15 protein-coding genes are annotated in these 17,553 nt (G+C 49.5%); 12 read left to right on the forward strand and 3 right to left on the reverse strand.

The features are described 5' to 3' along the window. Positions 1–7 precede the first annotated feature (7 nt). Together dnaE and BLQ88_RS34125 are read right to left on the reverse strand one after the other, a co-directional pair. On the reverse strand, positions 8–3,658 hold the full coding sequence (gene dnaE / locus BLQ88_RS34120; protein WP_090157506.1) for a DNA polymerase III subunit alpha: 3,651 nt from the start codon (positions 3,656–3,658) through the stop codon (positions 8–10). 51 nt (positions 3,659–3,709) lie between these two features. Next, positions 3,710–4,381 carry a DUF2461 domain-containing protein gene (locus BLQ88_RS34125; RefSeq protein WP_090157507.1) on the reverse strand — a complete coding sequence of 224 codons (672 nt, stop codon included), beginning with the start codon at positions 4,379–4,381 and terminating at the stop codon, positions 3,710–3,712. A 116-nt stretch (positions 4,382–4,497) separates the two neighbouring features. Between BLQ88_RS34125 and BLQ88_RS34130 the strand changes: the two genes are divergently transcribed. The 6 genes from BLQ88_RS34130 to BLQ88_RS34155 are packed head-to-tail and all read left to right on the forward strand — an operon-like array spanning position 4,498 to position 8,163. Continuing rightward, complete coding sequence (locus BLQ88_RS34130; protein ID WP_090157508.1) at positions 4,498–4,719, forward strand: hypothetical protein; 222 nt, start codon at positions 4,498–4,500, stop codon at positions 4,717–4,719. Then, positions 4,716–5,009, forward strand: a complete 294-nt coding sequence (locus BLQ88_RS34135; protein WP_090157509.1) for a type II toxin-antitoxin system RelE/ParE family toxin — start codon at positions 4,716–4,718, stop codon at positions 5,007–5,009. Before BLQ88_RS34130 ends, BLQ88_RS34135 begins: the two co-directional genes overlap by 4 nt. A gap of 16 nt (positions 5,010–5,025) precedes the next feature. After that, positions 5,026–6,003, forward strand: a complete 978-nt coding sequence (gene trpS, locus BLQ88_RS34140; RefSeq protein ID WP_090157510.1) for a tryptophan--tRNA ligase — start codon at positions 5,026–5,028, stop codon at positions 6,001–6,003. Continuing rightward, the gene (locus BLQ88_RS34145; RefSeq protein WP_090157511.1) at positions 6,000–6,578 is read left to right on the forward strand and encodes a phosphatase PAP2 family protein; all 579 of its coding nucleotides are present in this window, start codon (positions 6,000–6,002) and stop codon (positions 6,576–6,578) included. The genes trpS and BLQ88_RS34145 overlap by 4 nt, the downstream gene beginning before the upstream one ends. A gap of 38 nt (positions 6,579–6,616) precedes the next feature. After that, positions 6,617–7,561 (forward strand): ribose-phosphate pyrophosphokinase, encoded by a 945-nt coding sequence (locus BLQ88_RS34150; protein WP_090157512.1) that lies wholly within the window; start codon positions 6,617–6,619, stop codon positions 7,559–7,561. Between the two features lie 35 nt (positions 7,562–7,596). Continuing rightward, entirely contained in the window at positions 7,597–8,163 is a 567-nt protein-coding gene (locus tag BLQ88_RS34155) for a 50S ribosomal protein L25/general stress protein Ctc (protein ID WP_090157513.1), read from the forward strand. 60 nt (positions 8,164–8,223) lie between these two features. Here BLQ88_RS34155 and BLQ88_RS34160 read toward each other — a convergent pair whose 3' ends face one another. Beyond that, a complete protein-coding gene (locus BLQ88_RS34160) occupies positions 8,224–9,237 on the reverse strand; it encodes a 2-hydroxyacid dehydrogenase (protein WP_090157514.1) in 1,014 nt (337 codons plus the stop codon). An 8-nt stretch (positions 9,238–9,245) separates the two neighbouring features. Here BLQ88_RS34160 and pdxA point away from each other — a divergent pair, with 8 nt between their 5' ends. The 6 genes from pdxA (at position 9,246) to BLQ88_RS34190 (ending at position 17,553) form a co-directional block, all read left to right on the forward strand. Continuing rightward, on the forward strand, positions 9,246–10,352 hold the full coding sequence (gene pdxA, locus BLQ88_RS34165; protein WP_090157515.1) for a 4-hydroxythreonine-4-phosphate dehydrogenase PdxA: 1,107 nt from the start codon (positions 9,246–9,248) through the stop codon (positions 10,350–10,352). A 167-nt stretch (positions 10,353–10,519) separates the two neighbouring features. After that, positions 10,520–11,407, forward strand: coding sequence for a YicC/YloC family endoribonuclease (locus BLQ88_RS34170; RefSeq protein WP_090157516.1), 888 nt, complete (start codon positions 10,520–10,522; stop codon positions 11,405–11,407). Beyond that, positions 11,407–12,030 carry a DNA-3-methyladenine glycosylase gene (locus tag BLQ88_RS34175; protein ID WP_090157517.1) on the forward strand — a complete coding sequence of 208 codons (624 nt, stop codon included), beginning with the start codon at positions 11,407–11,409 and terminating at the stop codon, positions 12,028–12,030. The genes BLQ88_RS34170 and BLQ88_RS34175 overlap by 1 nt, the downstream gene beginning before the upstream one ends. 70 nt (positions 12,031–12,100) lie before the next feature. After that, positions 12,101–13,903, forward strand: a complete 1,803-nt coding sequence (locus BLQ88_RS34180) for a tetratricopeptide repeat-containing sensor histidine kinase (RefSeq protein WP_090157518.1) — start codon at positions 12,101–12,103, stop codon at positions 13,901–13,903. 72 nt (positions 13,904–13,975) lie between these two features. Further along, positions 13,976–15,160: a class I SAM-dependent methyltransferase gene (locus tag BLQ88_RS34185; protein ID WP_090157519.1), complete on the forward strand. Its 1,185-nt coding sequence runs from the start codon at positions 13,976–13,978 to the stop codon at positions 15,158–15,160. Positions 15,161–15,231: 71 nt separating this feature from the next. Beyond that, positions 15,232–17,553: an efflux RND transporter permease subunit gene (locus BLQ88_RS34190; RefSeq protein ID WP_090157520.1), complete on the forward strand. Its 2,322-nt coding sequence runs from the start codon at positions 15,232–15,234 to the stop codon at positions 17,551–17,553.

Raw genomic sequence — 17,553 nt, forward strand, 5'->3', positions numbered from 1 at the left:
ATACAAATCAGTTTAGGGAGAATTTCACGCCCAGGGAACCCCGTAGCACCTTAAACAGCTCATTGCTAGGAGATACGCGGTAACCGCGCGACAACATTTCTACTTCCAAATGGCTTTCAGGGTCCTTCACGGTCATGCTCACCTGGCACCCGCCTGGGTAGTTTCCGAAGGTGTCGTTGAGCACATGAATGAACTGCGCGTCGATCTGATCCAGCGTAAGGTTGATCTTGATTTTCCTGCACATCTTTTCCATGATTTCCGGCAGAAGTTGTATCTGCGAAATCTTGAATTCGAACTGGTCTTCCTGTTTCCAGCGGTTCTGCACTTTACCTTTAATGTACAGGAACTGGCCCACTTGCAGGTAGTTTTTAAATCGAATATAATCCTCTCCTCCGATCAGCATTTCCATTGCACCCTGGTAGTCCTCTATCTTGAAAATCATGAAAAGACTGCCATTTTTCGACATCCGCTCCTGCGCGCTTGTGACAATCCCCGCCACATTGATATCCTTGCCATAAAACCGCGGTGCACGCTCTCCTTCATGGATTTCAAGCACCTTATTGACGGTACAAGAGCAGAAATTGTCCAGCTCGGTCCGGAATGTATCCAGCGGGTGACCTGAAATGTAGAAACCTACCACCTCCTGCTCGTAACGGAGCTTCGCCAGATCGTCCCATTCACCCACTTCTGCGGCTTTGGGCTTCGCGAGCGTCGAACCACTATCTCCAAGCATACCAAACAGCGATGCTTGTGCCGATGATTTTTCCGCATGATAGTTGTTGGCGTAACGGATCAGTTTTTCGATAAAAGTGCCTGTTTCACCTGTCTCGACAGCGAAATACTGCGCACGGTGGTATTCCGGGAAGCAGTCGAATGCGCCTGCGTATGCGAGGCTTTCCAATGTCTTTTTATTCACCGTCCGGAGATTGACACGCGTCATAAAGTCGAATACATCCTTGAACGGACCGTTGTTGGTCCTTTCTTCAATGATCGATTCTACGGCCGCGTCGCCGCTTCCTTTTACACCGGCGAGACCAAAACGAATTTCCTGCTTTTTATTCACACCGAACTGCCGCTCCGATTCATTGATATCCGGCCCCAATACTTTAATTCCCAGGTTTTTACATTCTTCCAGGAAGAACGTGATCTTATCGATACTGCCCAGCGAACTCGTCAATACCGCCGCCATATATTCCGACTCGTAATGCGCTTTCAAATAAGCCGTTTGATAAGCCACAAACGCATAGCAGGTCGAGTGGGATTTGTTGAATGCGTACGACGCAAATGCTTCCCAGTCGGTCCAGATCTTTTCCAGCTTCTTCGCATCAAGGCCCTTTTCGGTACCGCCTTTCATGAAGTCGCCTTTCAGCTTGTTCAGCGTTTCGATCTGCTTTTTACCCATAGCTTTCCTCAGCGTATCCGCCTGGCCTTTCGTAAAGCCTGCCAGCTTCTGCGACAAAAGCATTACCTGCTCCTGGTACACTGTAATGCCATAAGTATCAGCCAGGTACTCTTCCAATTCAGGCAAGTCGTAAGTCACTTCCTCCTGCCCGTTCTTCCGGCGGATAAAGTTAGGAATGTACGCGATCGGGCCCGGGCGATACAATGCGTTCATCGCGATCAAGTGCTCGAAACGGTCGGGGATAAGGTCGCGCATGTACTTTTTCATCCCGTCGGATTCGAACTGGAATATCGCATTCGTCTCGCCGCGCTGGAACAGTTCGAAAACCTTTGGATCATCGAGAGGCACATCGTCTATGACAATGTCTACCCCATGATTATTCTTGATCATCCGCAGGGCTTCCTTGATAATGGATAAGTTTCGAAGCCCCAAAAAGTCCATTTTAATTACCCCCGCATCCTCGATGATTTTTCCCTGGTATTGGGTAATCAAAAAGTCGGAATCTTTGGAAGTACTTACGGGGATAATTTCTGTTAAATCGCTGGGCGCGATGATGATACCGGCGGCGTGGATACCTGTGTTACGAACGGTACCTTCGAGTCTGCGCGCTTCCTGCAAAACACTGGCCTGCAAATCGTTACCTAAGGCAATAGACCGCATCCGCTTCACATTCTCCAATTCGTCGGGCGAGATACCTTCTTTTTTCATAAGGCTGCCCTCCCCTTCCAACGGCGCGGTGAAAATGCGGTTCAGCGTCATATTGTAAGTCGGCTTATCCGGTACCAGCTTCGCGAGCATGTTCGCATCCGGCAATGGCAGGTCCATTACCCGCGCCACATCCTTGATCGCCGATTTGGCAGCCATGGTACCGTAAGTCACAATCTGCGCCACCTGGTTGTAGCCGTATTTTTTCACCACATAATCGATTACTTTCTGACGACCATCATCGTCGAAGTCGGTATCGATATCGGGCATGGAGATACGGTCGGGATTGAGGAAACGCTCAAAAAGGAGATCGTACTTCACCGGGTCGATGTTCGTGATCCCTATTGCATAAGCTACCGCGGAACCTGCCGCTGAACCACGGCCCGGACCGATGAAAACGCCCATTTTGCGACCGGCATCGATAAAATCCGCCACAATGAGGAAGTAACCCGGAAAACCCATATTCCGGATCGTGTCAAGCTCAAAGTTTAGGCGTTCTTCTATTTCCGGCGTTACGACGTCATATTTCTTCCGCGCGCCCTCGAATGTAAGGTGCCGCAGGTATTCCCATTGGTTTAAAACATCGGCGGTAAGCTCCTTTTTACCCACCATTTCCGACAAGGTATGCGTCTTGAACTCGTCGGGGATAGGGAAGTTGGGCAGCAGAATGTCTTTCCGGAGATCGAGCGTTTTGATTTTGTCGACAATCTCGTTCGTATTGTCCAGCGACTCGGGCAGGTCGTTGAACAGTTGCAGCATTTCGCTGGTTTTTTTGAAATAGAACTGGTCGTTATAAAATGCGAAGCGGGAGCCCTTCGGAATACCCTTTTCATCATCAAAATCCTTCGCAGAAGGCGTGCTTTGCTTATCGCCGGTATTGATACAGAGCAAAATATCGTGTGCATTCCAATCGTCGCGATCCACATAATGCGAGTCGTTCGAGCAGATGATCTTCACATTATATTTCCGCGCAAACTTAATAAGCACCTCATTTACAATGTATTGATCACGAATATCGTGACGCTGCAATTCGACGTAAAAATCATCTCCGAACAAATCCAGCCACCATCTAAACTCGCGCTCCGCAGCCTCCTCACCCTGGCGAATGATCGTTTTCGGGATCATCGCACCGATACAGCAAGTGGTAGCGATCAAACCCTGATGGTATTTGACGATCAATTCCTTGTCGATCCGCGGATATTTCCCATACATCCCCTCCATGAAGCCCAGCGAGCACATTTTCACGAGGTTTTTATATCCTATTTCATCCTTGGCAAGTAAAAGCTGGTGAAAGCGGACGTCCTTTTTGTCTTTGGTAAACTGCCGCACATGCCGGTCTTCCACCACATAAAACTCGCAACCGACGACCGGCTTGATGCCCTGCTTGTTCCCCTCAGCCACAAACTCGAACACCCCGAACATATTACCATGGTCGGTGATGGCGACGGCGGGCATATTGTCCTCCTTGGCCTTTTTGAACAGCTTTTTGATATCGGCAGCACCATCGAGCAGTGAGAACTGCGTGTGACAGTGCAAATGTGAAAATTGCATATTAAATGGGTTGTAATGGGTATCGCGGCTTTCTCAAATCAACTTCGCACGTCAATGCTCTTCCGCTTCTTCGTACAATACATAATTCATATAATCGGTAAAGGGTTTCAGCAACTGAATGCCTTTTAAAACCAGGTTACCGAAGTCTTTGGAAGCCACCTCTTTATCGGTATAGCGGTGCATAAAGAAAAGTTGTTTACGTTTCAACAATTCAATTTCCGGGTGTTCTTTGGAATAGCCTTTGGGCACCGTTTTCAAGCTTTCGCCGTGAATTTCAGGAAAATAGGCGTGAAATTCCTTTTCCTCGATAATGGTTTTGAGCTCATGCGCATTGTAGTCGATCTCCTGCCGGAAGCGCGCCAATTGCTCGGTGGTCACCTCCCACATTCCGCCGCCCAGGAACGTTTGGTCACCCGGCTGCACTTGCAAGTAATAATCAATTTTGCCCGAACTTTTCCCGCCCGGACCAATGCCCGCAGCCAGATTTTTCTTGTACGGATCTTTGTTTTTCGAGAAGCGAACATCCCGGTAAATGCGCAGCATACAATCCTTCACTTGTACATTTCCGAGGTCTTCGAACTTGCCTACCTCGGTGATCAGGAACCCGACCAGCTTTTCCATATCCGCTTTCGCGGCCTCATAATGTTTCTTATTTTCCTGAAACCACTCCCTGTTATTGTTTTCGGCTAATTGACTGAGAAAGTGCAGCGTTTTAGAATCCATGTCGTGTTGGTGAAGGTATAAAATTCAAATTTACTACGTTTTCTGGTTCAATTTAACGAATTTTGGGATTAAGAAAAGGCTAATGCTTACCCGAAAACGCTAACCTGTTGATAGCTATGAATGTGCAGTATTTGTCGAATGAAAAGGGAGAAAGGACTGGTGTTTATATCTCTATGAAGGATTGGGAGGCGATCCAGAAAAAGTTGGAATACACTGACTTTTGGGATGAGCTCCCTGACCATGTGAAAGACAGCATCGACGAAGGTTTGAAGCAATCTGAGGCAGGCCAGACCAAATCTAACGAGGAGGTAATGGAAAAATTCGGCAGGTATCTATGAATATGCCTGTTCGCTGGACGGCGGAGGCAGAAAAAAGCTTTACCGACATTATTGCACACTTGGAAACCAACTGGTCAGAAAAAGAAGTCAGAAAATTTATCAGGAAAACCAAAGACGTCCTGAAACAGATATCGGTATTTCCGCTCATGTACGAAGCCTCTCGAGCGAGGCCCGGCGTACGAAAGGGGTTTGTTACCAAGCAATGCACATTGTTTTATAAAGTGAAGAAAGACCATATTGTTCTGCTTTCCTTTTGGGACAACCGCCGCAAACCAACATCACGTAACTAAGTATCAATAGTAATAAATGGCCAGAATCCTAACAGGCATTCAAAGCAGCGGGCGACCTCACCTGGGTAACATCCTGGGAGCCATCAAACCTGCGATCGAACTCTCTAAAAATCCACAAAACGAATCTTTTTTCTTCATTGCCGACCTCCATTCGCTTACAACGCTGAAAAATGGCGTGGAACGCGGTGAATATGTGCGTGCAATTGCCGCGACGTGGCTTGCATTCGGATTCGACTACAAAAAAAATGTATTCTGGCGTCAGTCGCGGGTGCAGGAGCATACGGAGCTTAACTGGTACCTCAACTGCTTCACGCCGTTCCCGATGCTGGCCAATGCGACTTCTTTCAAAGACAAGTCGGAGAAGCTGTCGGATGTGAATGCGGGACTGTTTACCTATCCCGTGCTCCAAGCGGCTGATATTCTGCTATATAATGCTAACATCATCCCGGTAGGCAAAGACCAGAAGCAGCACCTTGAAATGTCGAAAGACATTGCCAACCGCTTCAATATCCTGGCCGGTGAAGAAATCCTCGTACTGCCCGAGCCGCAGATCGACGAGCGCATTATGACGATCCCCGGCATCGACGGCCAGAAAATGAGCAAGTCGTACCACAACTACATCGATATTTTTCTGCCCGAAAACGAGTTGAAAAAGATCACGAAAAAGATCCTATCCGACTCGAAACAACTCGAAGATCCGAAAGACCCCGATAACGACATTACATTCCAGCTATACAGCCTGGTGGCCAAGGAAGCGGAAATTGAATCGATGCGCCAGAACTACGTGAATGGCGGCTATGGCTATGGCCACGCCAAACAGGCGCTATTCGAATGCTTTCTGGAAGTGTTTGCTGAGCCGCGGCGCATTTTCAATTATTATATGGAAAATACCGAAGAGCTCGAAGGCATTCTCGTCGAAGGCGAAGCCAAAGCCCGCGACATTGCGCAGGATACGATCGGCAAGGTGCGGAAAGTGCTCGGTTTCAGTTCATGACGGATGCGGTACATAGCATAGTCCGCGCCGACCAGGAGCTTTTTTTATGGCTCAATGGCCTGCACACACCCTGGCTCGACACGGTAATGTACTGGATTACCTATAAATACACCTGGATTCCGCTGTATATACTGCTCATCACGTTGACAATCAGAGCAGAAGGATGGAAAAAAGGCGGATTCATCGTGATCGGCGTGGTGCTCGCGGTCGCAGCAGCCGATAAGGTAACGTCCGGGTTTATGAAGCCCTATTTTCTGAGGTTAAGGCCCTGTCATGATCCGACAATTACGACCGTCATGCACCATGTGACGGATTGTGGGGGTTTGTACGGCTTCGCGTCGTCACACGCGTCCACCAGTTTTGCATTGGCGATCGCCTGGTTCAGCTTGTTGAGAAAGACGGTGCCGCAAATGGCATTTTTGTTCGTCTGGGCGCTCATTTACGCATATAGCCGCGTATATGTAGGGGTGCATTACCCGCTCGATATCCTTGTCGGAGCGCTGGTTGGACTGCTCGTCGGGTACTGCTTTGTGCAGCTTTATTATATTTTTTTAAAAAGATACTATCTTAATTAACCGGTTTTATTTAATTTTGCGCAAATTTTAGTTTGGCCATGGGTTCATTCAATACAGTAAAAATATTTTCGGGGAGTCAGTCCGAATATTTGGCCAAAGACATTGCCAGGTATTATGGTAAGGAGCTTGGAGGCTACACGTTGCGCAAGTTCAGCGACGGAGAGCTATCACCAAGTTTCGAGGAGTCGATCAGGGGTTGCGATGTGTTTTTGATCCAATCTACATTCCCTCCTGCCGATAACCTGATGGAGTTGCTGCTCATGGTGGATGCGGCCCGTCGTGCTTCGGCGCATTATGTGACGGTGGTAATCCCCTATTTCGGCTACGCCAGACAAGACAGAAAAGACAAGCCACGCGTGGCCATCGCAGCGAAAGTCGTTGCGAACCTCCTCACAGCTGTGGGAGTTGACCGCGTAATGACCATAGATTTACACGCCGGACAGATCCAAGGCTTTTTAGACCTGCCTGTCGACCACCTCGAAGGAACCTCGATTTTTGTTCCTTATATCAAATCCCTGAACCTCAAAAATCTTCTCATCGCATCGCCCGACGTAGGCGGCGCCGCACGTGCACGGAACTTTGCCAAGTTCCTGAATGCGGATATGATCCTTTGCGACAAGCACCGGAAACGCGCCAACGAAATCGCCAGCATGCAGGTAATCGGAGATGTGGAAGGGATGGATGTAGTACTGGTAGACGACCTGATCGATACGGGTGGCACGCTTTGCAAGGCAGCCGAGATTATCATGGAAAAGGGTGCATCGTCCGTGCGGGCGATCAGTACCCACGCGATCATGTCGGGCAAGGCGCATGAAAACATTGCCAATTCGGTGCTCGAAGAGCTGATTGTAACAGATACAATTCCTCTTAAGCAACAGAATGAAAAAATCCGCGTACTGTCTGTTGCAGAAATTTTTGCAAAGGCAATAGGTCGGATCCGCGATCACGAATCTATTAGTTCATTGTTTATAAATAATCAGTAAATTTTCTTTTATTTAACTTTCTTTTAAAAATTCTTATGAAAAGTCTTGAGATTGTAGGGTTTAAAAGAGCGAATCTCGGCAAGGTGGAATCACAAAACTTGCGCGCTCAGGGTTATGTTCCATCAGTGCTGTACGGAGGTGACGAACAAGTGCATTTCTATGCACCGGCTATGTTGTTCCGTGAATTGCTTTTCACACCGGATATTTTTAACGTTACCCTGAACATCGAAGGTACCGAGTACAACGCGATTCTTCAGGAAAAACAATTCCACCCAGTAAACGATGCGTTGATCCACGCGGATTTTCTGCAAATCGTAGCCGGAAAAGAAATTAAAGTGGAAGTACCTATTAAATTAACAGGTACATCTGCCGGCGTTATGAAAGGTGGTAAAATGAACCAAAAATTGCGTAAATTGCGCGTACAGGGTCTTGCGGAGAACATCCCTGACTATGTAAATGTTGATGTAACTGAACTGGATTTAGGAAAATCTGTGAAGGTTGGTGCACTGAAGGCTGAAAATTTTGTTATATTGACAGCGGCAAGCAACCCGATCGCATCAGTTGAAATCCCACGTGCGCTTCGCGGTACACTTGGCAAGTAAGTATTTTATTTTTCATGGCTAATAGATGCAAACGTGCCGACCATTGGTCGGCATATTTGTTTATAGACGGTTTTGAATTTGTTCGACCAATACTTCATTGATCCGCACATAACTTTCATGCGTCCAGCCTGCAATGTGCGGCGTAAGTACCACGCGGTCGGAAGCCCGCAAATAATCAAAAACTTCCTGCTGTTCCGGCGTCAGCTTTCCGATCTTTTCGTTTTCAAGCACATCCAGGCACGCGCCTTTGATTTTACCGTTTTCCAATGCTTCGGTTACAGCCTTTAATTTTACCACTTCACCTCTGGATAAATTCATTAAATAAAATGGCTTGGCAAAAGCGCTGATAAATTCTTCATTCACCAGGTAACGCGTAATGTCGGTCAACGGAATATGCAGGCTCAGAACGTCTGCTTCTTGCTGTATTTCCTCAATGGACGATTCCGTTGCAAATGCATCGCCGTAGTTGTCACGGTACTTGTCATACGCAAGCACTTTGCAACCGAAACCGCTGAGTCTCTTCGCAGTAGCCGAGCCATTGTTCCCGTAGCCGATCAACCCCACAGTTTTACCCATCAGCTCCACTCCCCTATTGCCTTCGCGGTCCCAGATACCGTCGCGTACCTGCCTGTCGGCGCGCAGGATGTTGTTGAAAAGCGCGAGCAACATGCCCAATGCCTGTTCGGCCACGGCGTCACGATTGCCGGCACCCGCGTGAAAAACCTCGATGTTCAGCGCTTTGGCCACTTCCAGGTCGATCAGGTCCAGACCCGCCCCTGCGCGAGCGATAAAACGCAGTTTTTGGGCATTTTCCAGCATTTCGCGGTCGAGGAAGGTCTTGCTGCGGATCATTAGCACGTCGTAGCCCGGCAATGCATTCTTTATGTCTTCTCTTTTGTATTCAGGATGGTAATCGTATTCCCATTTTTGCTCGTCCAGCATGCCGAATAATGACGGATGCATGGAGTCTGCGATCAGGATTTTCATAGTAGCACAGGATTTTTTGTAACTTGCCGGTTGAACCGTCCGGCAAAAGTAATACAGAATTACGCAGCAGAACACATACAACAGCATTTACCTACATGAGCGAACAACAGAGTGATAAACCGGTAATCGGGATCACAATAGGCGATTATAACGGCATTGGCCCGGAAGTAATCCTTAAAGCATTAGAAGGGAACCAGTTATCGAAATTGTGCACACCAATCATCTACGGCTCCCTGAGAGTATTGAACCAGTACCGCAACCTGCTTGAAATGAAAGACTGGAACCTGCACGGCATCCAGAAAGCCGAGCAGGCCAACCATAAACTGACGAATGTAATTACCTGCTGGCACGACCATCAGACGGAGATACAGCCCGGAAAGATCACCGCGGAAGCCGGCCAGGGCTCCTTCGCATCGCTGAAACGCGCCGTGGAAGACCTCAAAGAAGGCCGGATCCAGGCGCTCGTCACCGGTCCCATCAACAAGGACAATATCCAAAACGAGGATTTCAAATTCCCCGGCCATACCGAGTTCCTCGCGGAGGCTTTCGGGAAGGACGATGCATTGATGTTCATGGTCGCGGGCGACCTTCGCGTAGGCGTGCTCACGGGCCATATGCCCCTGCAAAACGTACGCGAGCACATCACCGCGGAAAAACTTACAGCGAAAATCGAGCAGATCCTCCAATCGCTGAAAGGTGATTTTGGTATTAAAAAACCTAAACTGGCTGTGCTGGGCCTCAATCCGCACGCTGGTGAAAATGGCTTGCTGGGCTCGGAAGAAATCGAAGTCATCCAGCCGGTGATCAAGCAGTTTAAGGAAAAAGGCCACCTTGTAGTAGGGCCATTCCCTGCCGACGGCTTCTTCGCTGCGGGTACCTACCGCCAATACGATGCCGTGCTCGCGATGTACCACGACCAGGGCCTCATCCCTTTCAAAACACTGGCATTCAACGAGGGCGTGAATTTCACCGCCGGACTTTCCGCCGTGCGCACGTCCCCCGACCACGGCACAGCCTATAATATCGCAGGCAAAAACATCGCCGAACCCGGCTCGCTGCTGCAAGCACTTTACCTGGCCTGCGACGTATCAAGGTTCCGTATTTTCAATGCAGATATGGAAAAAAATGCATTGATTTCGAAGCCTCAACCATCGGAAAGCCAGCATCCGGCGAAGTCGGGGGGGAAGCAGAGATTTAACTAGGGCCTTCGGCCCGACCACCGACCGCCGACCGCCGATCTAATTTTCTTTCCTTGGTCAAAAACAACAAATCGGCGGTCAGTGGTCGGCGGTCAAAAAATTCAGCCGTCGGCCGTCGGCGGTTAAAACAAGCATCAACCGTTCCGTAAAAGGAACCAACGCACATCCTTATGTTAAAATCAATGACCGGATACGGTGTATCCAACATCGAGTCCGAATCGATCAATGTCACGGTGGAAATCAAGACATTGAATTCCAAATTCCTGGATATTTACTGCCGCGTGCCGCGCAACTATTCCGAGCGCGAGATCGAGATCCGCGCCCTCATTACCCAGTCGCTCGAACGCGGTAAGGTGGAATTTACGCTTACCGTTCAGCCGGTAGGTAAAACCGTCGCCTCGACTTCCGTGAACAGGGCGCTCGTGAGCGCCTACTACCAGGATTTGTCGCAAACGGCTACCGACCTTGGCTTCGCGCCGGACTCCACGGAGCTGCTACGCATTGCATTGCAGATGCCGAACGCCTACAACAACGAAACCGTAGACGATAGCAGCAAGGAAGACGATTGGGCGCAGATCAAAGTGGCTGTGCTGGAAGCGCTGCGCAAATGCTCCGTTTTCCGCGAGCAGGAAGGCCGTATGACCGCCGATAAGTTCGCAGAATACATTCAAACGATCCAGAACCTGCTCGACCAGGTGGCCGAACAGGACAAAGCCCGCATTCCTGCAGTCCGCGAACGCCTCGAAAAACAGGTAAGGGACCTGCTGACCGACGACAACTTCGACCCGAACCGCTTCGAGCAGGAATTGATCTATTACGTTGAGAAATTCGATATTTCGGAAGAGAAAATCCGTCTGGCCAACCACCTTACCTACTTCATCGAAACAATGAAGGCTTCCGAGAGCAATGGTAAGAAGCTGAATTTCATTGCGCAGGAAATCGGCCGGGAAATCAATACCATCGGTTCGAAAGCCAACGACGCGACGATCCAGCACCTGGTGGTGCAAATGAAGGACGAGCTCGAAAAGATCAAGGAGCAAACAATGAATATCATTTAATGCCCGAAGAGAAGCTTCCCCTTTCTTTTTATTCCGCATACGATACCTGCACGCTGGCCCGGAAGCTTCTGGGCTGCGAGCTGGTACACGACAGTCCCGACGGCCTCACAAGCGGCATTATCGTGGAGACGGAGGCGTATTTGCAGGACGATCCTGCCTGCCATGCATTCAACCGGCGTACAACGCGCACGGAACCCATGTACGGCATTGCGGGTACCGTATACGTGTACCTGATATACGGCATGTACCAATGCTTCAACATCGTCAGTAATGCGGAAGGTGTCGGTGAAGCGGTGCTGGTTCGCGCATTGCAACCCACGGCGGGTATCGATCTCATGGAAATGCGCAGACTGATCCGGCCGGGGAAGACGCAAATTATTTCCGCATCCGGGAAGGTGGCCCTCAAAGAACTTTGCCGCGGCCCCGGCAAACTGGTTCAGGCCATGGGCATCAGCCGGGACCAGCACAATGCAACTCTACTCTCCGGTAGTACCTTATACGTTCGGCCGCAAGTAGCAGTGCCCGAAGCGATTATCTCAGGCCCGCGCGTCGGTATCAATGTAGGCCGCGAACTTCCTTACCGATATTACATAAAAGACAATATTTTTGTAAGTAAAGGTTAACTAATCGCGCCTTATTAGTCCAGCCTTCGACAACCCACTACGAGCCTAACAGCCAAGAGATCAGTTACATATGAATGAATTCTACAAACTAATTCTCCTTTTCGCGTTAGGATATGTTCTTTCTTTTAGCCAATGCACTTCCAGCGGAAGCGCCGACAGCACAAAAAGGAGTGCAGAGGTGGTAGAGGCCAAACCACAGGAAGGTTTTGCCGAAGACACGGTACTCATTCACAAGTACCACAAATTGGCTTCGGAATACCTTTTTCAGGATGCTGAGAAGTCGATGTTTTACTCCAAACACGTACTGAGGCTTTCACAAAAACACCAATGGGGAAAAGGCAAGCTGCTCGCATATAATCTACTGAGTACCTACTATTTATTGGACGGCAGCTACGACGTTCTGCGTGAGCTTTCCAATGAAACGCTCACGCTTTCAACCCAATTGAACCTGCCGATGTTCACCGCCCACGGCAAACGTTTCATGGGCGAAAGTTACTCCGAATACCGCCAGTGGGATTCTTCGCGCATCAACTACGAGCATGCCGTACAGATTTTCACCCGCCTGAAAGCCGACAGCTCGCTTGCGTTGAGCATCGAAAACCTCGGGAACTGCTACCGCGAGAAAAATATGTACGAACGGGCGGTGCAGCTTTACGAGCAATCGTATAAAATGTTCGACAAAATGAACTCCGACTGGGGCCGCGCCACGGTATTGCAAAGCATCGGCTACATGCACGTGCGTACGGCCAACTATGCCGAAGCAGAAAAATACTTCCTGCAAAGCATTACCCTGTTTCGAAAAATCCAGAACCGCTACGGCGAATTGAATTGCCTCAACGACCTCAGTAACACCTACTATTACCAGAAAAAGTACGACCAGTCGATCGAAGCGGGCCTGCGGGCATTGGCCTATTCCAAAATTTACCACTCGACCCAGCAAACGAACTGGGCGCTCGTGACGCTGTCGCGCTCGTACAAGGCTAAGGGAATGTACGATGTGGCCCTGGATTACAGCCAGGCCGTCAATTATGTACGCCGGATGATCCACGACGAGACGATCAAGCGGCAGTACACGATGTACCAGCTCATGCACGACAACAAGCTGATGGACTCCGAAATCCAGCAGAAGATCATCAGCGAGCAACAGACCGTACAGCGTTTCCTGATCGGCTTTTCGTGCCTTGTGATCCTGTTCGCCATATTCCTCTGGTTTAATAACAAAAAGCTCCGCAGGAAAAACGCCGAAATCCAGGCCGCATTGATCGAAGGGCAAACCATTGAAAGAAAGCGCGTTGCGGCAGAGCTGCACGACCATTTGGGCGGCACGTTGGCTTCGCTGAACTGGTACTTATATGGTATCGACAAAAAAGTACTTTCCGCAGAAGAACAGAAGATCTACGAAAGCGTCCATCAGATGGTCGGAGCGGCATATAAGGAGGTCAGAAGCCTCTCGCATAACCTTATGCCGGCCGAACTGGAAGAGCACGGGCTGATCATGGCGCTGCACCGGCTGATCAGTAAATTGAACGAAAACAAGAACATTGCATTCGCTTTCAACCAAAAGGGAATGAATAACCGGCTCAACAACAAGATCGAGTTTGAGCTGTACAGCATTGTGCTGGAATTGACCAACAACATCATCAAGCATTCCGGCGCCACCGAAGCGTCTGTCGACCTGACCGAACACGTGAAGACGATCATGCTCGTGGTGAGCGACAATGGTACGGGCATGATCGATCCCGACCGGCAGGGCGTCGGGCTAAGAAATATCAAGAGCCGTGTGGAAAGTCTGCACGGTAAAATACAAATCCACAGCGAGGCACAGAACGGCATCCGGGTCGAAATAGAGATCCCGAAAGTGATCATCAAGTGATTATTCGCCCGCATCGAGACTGTAACGGCGCTTTTGGTCGTTACCTCTTATAGAAAAGATTGAAGCACCCTCATGAATGTTACCGAAAAGGCTCAGGAATTCATCACCGAGAGCGAAAACAGCCTGCACAACGGCTCCTTTGTAAAACTCTCGCTCGGGAACTACCACGGTACCGATGAAAGCCTGAAAAATGTTTACATCAAAAAAGTCCTCATCAAAAAAGAGCCGCGGCTGAGCCTTGCCTATCGCCACAAAACGCGCGACATTACCAAAAACCATACTTTCGAGGAGGTTACCGAAATGTTGAAGCAATGGCTCGGGACGGAATTCCGCGTGGCGACCTTGCAGACGACCGATTCGGATATTCTTTTTGAAATGCACCCCAGCGGGAAGGCAACTTTGAAGAAAAAAGCCGTCGCCAACCGGGAAGCCCCTGCATTGAGCCACGACAAGAATAAGAACCGGCTTATTTCACCCGCCGACAAAGGCTACCTGTTCGATCTGAAAATCACCGACCAGCAGGGCAACGTCTTTCACAATGCGCAGGACAAATTCCGGCAGATCAACCATTACATCGACATTCTCAGCAGCCTCATCCGGGAGATCGATCCTGGAAAAGCTGTACGCGTTGCCGATATGGGCTCAGGCAAAGGTTACCTCACGTTCGCGTTGTACGATTACCTCAAAAATGTGCTGAAACTCGATCCGCAAGTGACCGGCATCGAATTCCGAGAAGATTTGGTGACGTTATGCAACCAGATCGCTCAAAATGCCGGGTTCGCAGGATTGTCGTTCCGGGAAGGCACGATCGACCAATTCGACGCGACGGGCACGAATATCCTCATCGCCCTGCACGCGTGCGACACGGCCACCGACGACGCCATTTTCAAAGGTATCGAAGCAAAATCCGACCTGATCGTGGTGGCGCCCTGCTGTCACAAACAAATCCGCAGGCAAATCGAAAAGCACCGGACGGAAAACGACGTCAGCTTTCTCACCCGGCACGGTATTTTCCTGGAAAGACAGGCGGAAATGGTAACCGATGGTATCCGCGCGCTGGTACTGGAATATTTTGGCTACAAAACGAAGGTGTTCGAATTCATTTCCGACGCGCATACGCCTAAAAACGTCCTGATAGTGGGTACCAGGGGCAGCAGAAACGAAAAATCGCAGGCTGCGGCGCTCGAAAAGATCCGCGAAGCGAAGCGGTTCTTTGGCATTGAGTACCATCACCTTGAAAGATTGGCGGGCATTTGAAGCCGCCAAAATGCCCTTTTTACCAGCTCCGTAGCTATATTTGCAACTTTTTGTGAACTCAATAATCAATTATGTGGAATAAAATAGCAGCTTACATTATCCGCTACCGGCTTTTGTGGGTTGCATTAGTGTTAGTATCGACGGTCTTCATGGCCTATGAAGCCAGCAAAATTGAACTCTCCTACAATTTCGCACGTATCCTGCCCTCCAACGACCCCGTAGAGAAAGAATACCAGGATTTCCGCAAGCTTTTCGGCGAAGACGGGAGTGTAATGGTGATCGGCTGGCAGGACCCGCAGCTTTTCGAAATCAACAAATTCCGCGACTGGTGCAAGCTTTCCCAGCAAATCAAAGAAACCGAGGGGATCAAAAATGTGCTCTCCCTGGCGAATGTCTACAAAATCACGCGCAACGATAGCCTCACCCGTTTCGATTTCTCCCCGGTTATCCGCGACATCCCCAACACACAGGCAGAGGCCGACAGCCTGAAAAAGGAGATTGCCAATCTGCCCATTTACGAAGGCCTGGTGCTGAACAGCAAAACTAATGCGACGCTGATCGTCATTACCTTCAACGACAAAGAGCTCAACTCCAAACGCCGCCTTACGATCGTCGACGACATCGAAAAAATGGCCGAGACGTTTGCGACCAAATACAATACCGATCTGCATTATTCCGGGATGCCTTACATCCGGACCGTAAACATGAAGAAGATCTCCGGCGAGATGGAGCTTTTCATGGGGCTGGCCGTGTTTGTGACGCTGCTCATCCTCTGGGCGTTTTTCCGGTCGTTCAGACTTACATTATTATCGATTATAGTAGTATTGATCGGCGTGGTGTTCTCGGTGGGGACATTGCATTTATTTAACTACAAAATCACCGCGCTAACCGGCCTCATTCCTCCCCTGCTGATCGTGATCGGCGTGCCTAACTGCGTTTTCCTGATCAATAAATACCAGGCGGAGCTCGTCTCGCACAGCAACAAGGACGAAGCATTGCGCGAAATGATACGGCAGATCGGGCTTTCGACATTCCTGGCGAATATGACGACGGCTATCGGTTTCGGGGTGTTTTACTTCACAAACAGTATTTTGCTCGTCGAATTCGGCGTGGTAGCGGCCATCAGCGTGATGGTTACCTACGTGCTTTGCCTCGTGCTGCTACCGATTACGCTGCATTACATGAGCACGCCCAAGCCGCGCCATTTGAAACACCTTGAAGGAAAATGGGCGTTCGGGTTCCTCCGGATGGTGAACAACCTGGTACACAACCGCCGGAAGGAGATTTATATCGCCATGGTGATCATGATCGTCGTGTCTGCATTTGGTATGACGAAGATCAAGACGATCGGTTACGTGGTGGATGACCTGCCTAAAAAGGATGTGGTTTACACCGATTTGCGCTTTTTTGAAAAGAACTTCAACGGCGTGCTGCCTTTCGAGGTGATGATCAATACCAAACAGCCGAATGGCGTGTTTGCCGATCAGGCCAGGACTTTGTATAAAATCAAGGCGTTCCAAAGTGAAATGGCCAAGTTTCCGGAATTCTCGAAGCCGGTTTCCATTGTGGAGGCTTCCAAATTCCTTTACCAGGGTTACCGTGGCGGCGATGCCAAATACTACGCTTTGCCCGGCGTGCTGGAACTGAACAAGATGACGCAGTACGTGCAAGGCCAGCAAGGCGCCGCAAAACAGTTGACGTCGTTCCTCAATGAAGATAAAAGCATTACCCGGCTCAGTTTCCAGATGGCCGACGTGGGTTCGGAGCGCATTAAGGAGCTGATGAACCGCATTCGTCCAAAGGTCGATTCGATTTTCAGCCCTGAACAATACAAGGTAAGCCTTACTGGGCACAGCCTTGTGTTCTTAAAAAGCAACGATTACCTGCTGAGCAACCTGTACGAAAGCTTGCTCATCGCGATCGTCCTTATTGCAATCGTGGGAATGGCGCTTTTCCGCTCGATCCCGATCATTTTGCTTTCGAAACTGCCTTGTTTGATCCCGCTCGCGTTGACAGCCGGCATTATGGGTTATTTCGATATTTATTTCAAACCGACGACGATCCTGATTTTCAGCATTACGTTCGGTATTGCTTCGGACGGAACGGTTTACTTCCTCACGCGTTACCGCGAGGAGCTCTATAAAAACGGTCTGACACCTTCCAAAGCCGTTACAGCGTCGATCTTCGGGACGGGCCTGAGTATGATCTACACAGCGGTGATCCTCTTCTGCGGATTTTCGATCTTTTCGGCATCCAGCTTCGGCGGAACGGCCGCCATGGGGGTAATGGTATCGATTACCTTGCTGGTCGCGATGTGTACCAACCTGATCCTGCTGCCTGCATTGTTACTTTCAATCGCAAAGCGGCAGGCGAAAAATGTAAAGCCTAGTTGA

The sequence above is a fragment of the Dyadobacter soli genome (assembly GCF_900101885.1).
GTDB lineage: Bacteria > Bacteroidota > Bacteroidia > Cytophagales > Spirosomataceae > Dyadobacter > Dyadobacter soli.

What these genes read in the sequence shown, in the direction of transcription:
- BLQ88_RS34170 (WP_090157516.1), top strand. Translation starts at nt 10,520, where the DNA reads ATGTTAAAATCAATGACCGGATACGGTGTATCCAACATCGAGTCCGAA.
- BLQ88_RS34190 (WP_090157520.1), top strand. Translation starts at nt 15,232, where the DNA reads ATGTGGAATAAAATAGCAGCTTACATTATCCGCTACCGGCTTTTGTGG.
- trpS (WP_090157510.1), top strand. Translation starts at nt 5,026, where the DNA reads ATGGCCAGAATCCTAACAGGCATTCAAAGCAGCGGGCGACCTCACCTG.
- pdxA (WP_090157515.1), top strand. Translation starts at nt 9,246, where the DNA reads ATGAGCGAACAACAGAGTGATAAACCGGTAATCGGGATCACAATAGGC.
- dnaE (WP_090157506.1), bottom strand. Translation starts at nt 3,658, where the DNA reads ATGCAATTTTCACATTTGCACTGTCACACGCAGTTCTCACTGCTCGAT.
- BLQ88_RS34155 (WP_090157513.1), top strand. Translation starts at nt 7,597, where the DNA reads ATGAAAAGTCTTGAGATTGTAGGGTTTAAAAGAGCGAATCTCGGCAAG.
- BLQ88_RS34150 (WP_090157512.1), top strand. Translation starts at nt 6,617, where the DNA reads ATGGGTTCATTCAATACAGTAAAAATATTTTCGGGGAGTCAGTCCGAA.
- BLQ88_RS34160 (WP_090157514.1), bottom strand. Translation starts at nt 9,237, where the DNA reads ATGCTGTTGTATGTGTTCTGCTGCGTAATTCTGTATTACTTTTGCCGG.
- BLQ88_RS34125 (WP_090157507.1), bottom strand. Translation starts at nt 4,381, where the DNA reads ATGGATTCTAAAACGCTGCACTTTCTCAGTCAATTAGCCGAAAACAAT.
- BLQ88_RS34175 (WP_090157517.1), top strand. Translation starts at nt 11,407, where the DNA reads ATGCCCGAAGAGAAGCTTCCCCTTTCTTTTTATTCCGCATACGATACC.
- BLQ88_RS34185 (WP_090157519.1), top strand. Translation starts at nt 13,976, where the DNA reads ATGAATGTTACCGAAAAGGCTCAGGAATTCATCACCGAGAGCGAAAAC.
- BLQ88_RS34135 (WP_090157509.1), top strand. Translation starts at nt 4,716, where the DNA reads ATGAATATGCCTGTTCGCTGGACGGCGGAGGCAGAAAAAAGCTTTACC.
- BLQ88_RS34180 (WP_090157518.1), top strand. Translation starts at nt 12,101, where the DNA reads ATGAATGAATTCTACAAACTAATTCTCCTTTTCGCGTTAGGATATGTT.
- BLQ88_RS34130 (WP_090157508.1), top strand. Translation starts at nt 4,498, where the DNA reads ATGAATGTGCAGTATTTGTCGAATGAAAAGGGAGAAAGGACTGGTGTT.
- BLQ88_RS34145 (WP_090157511.1), top strand. Translation starts at nt 6,000, where the DNA reads ATGACGGATGCGGTACATAGCATAGTCCGCGCCGACCAGGAGCTTTTT.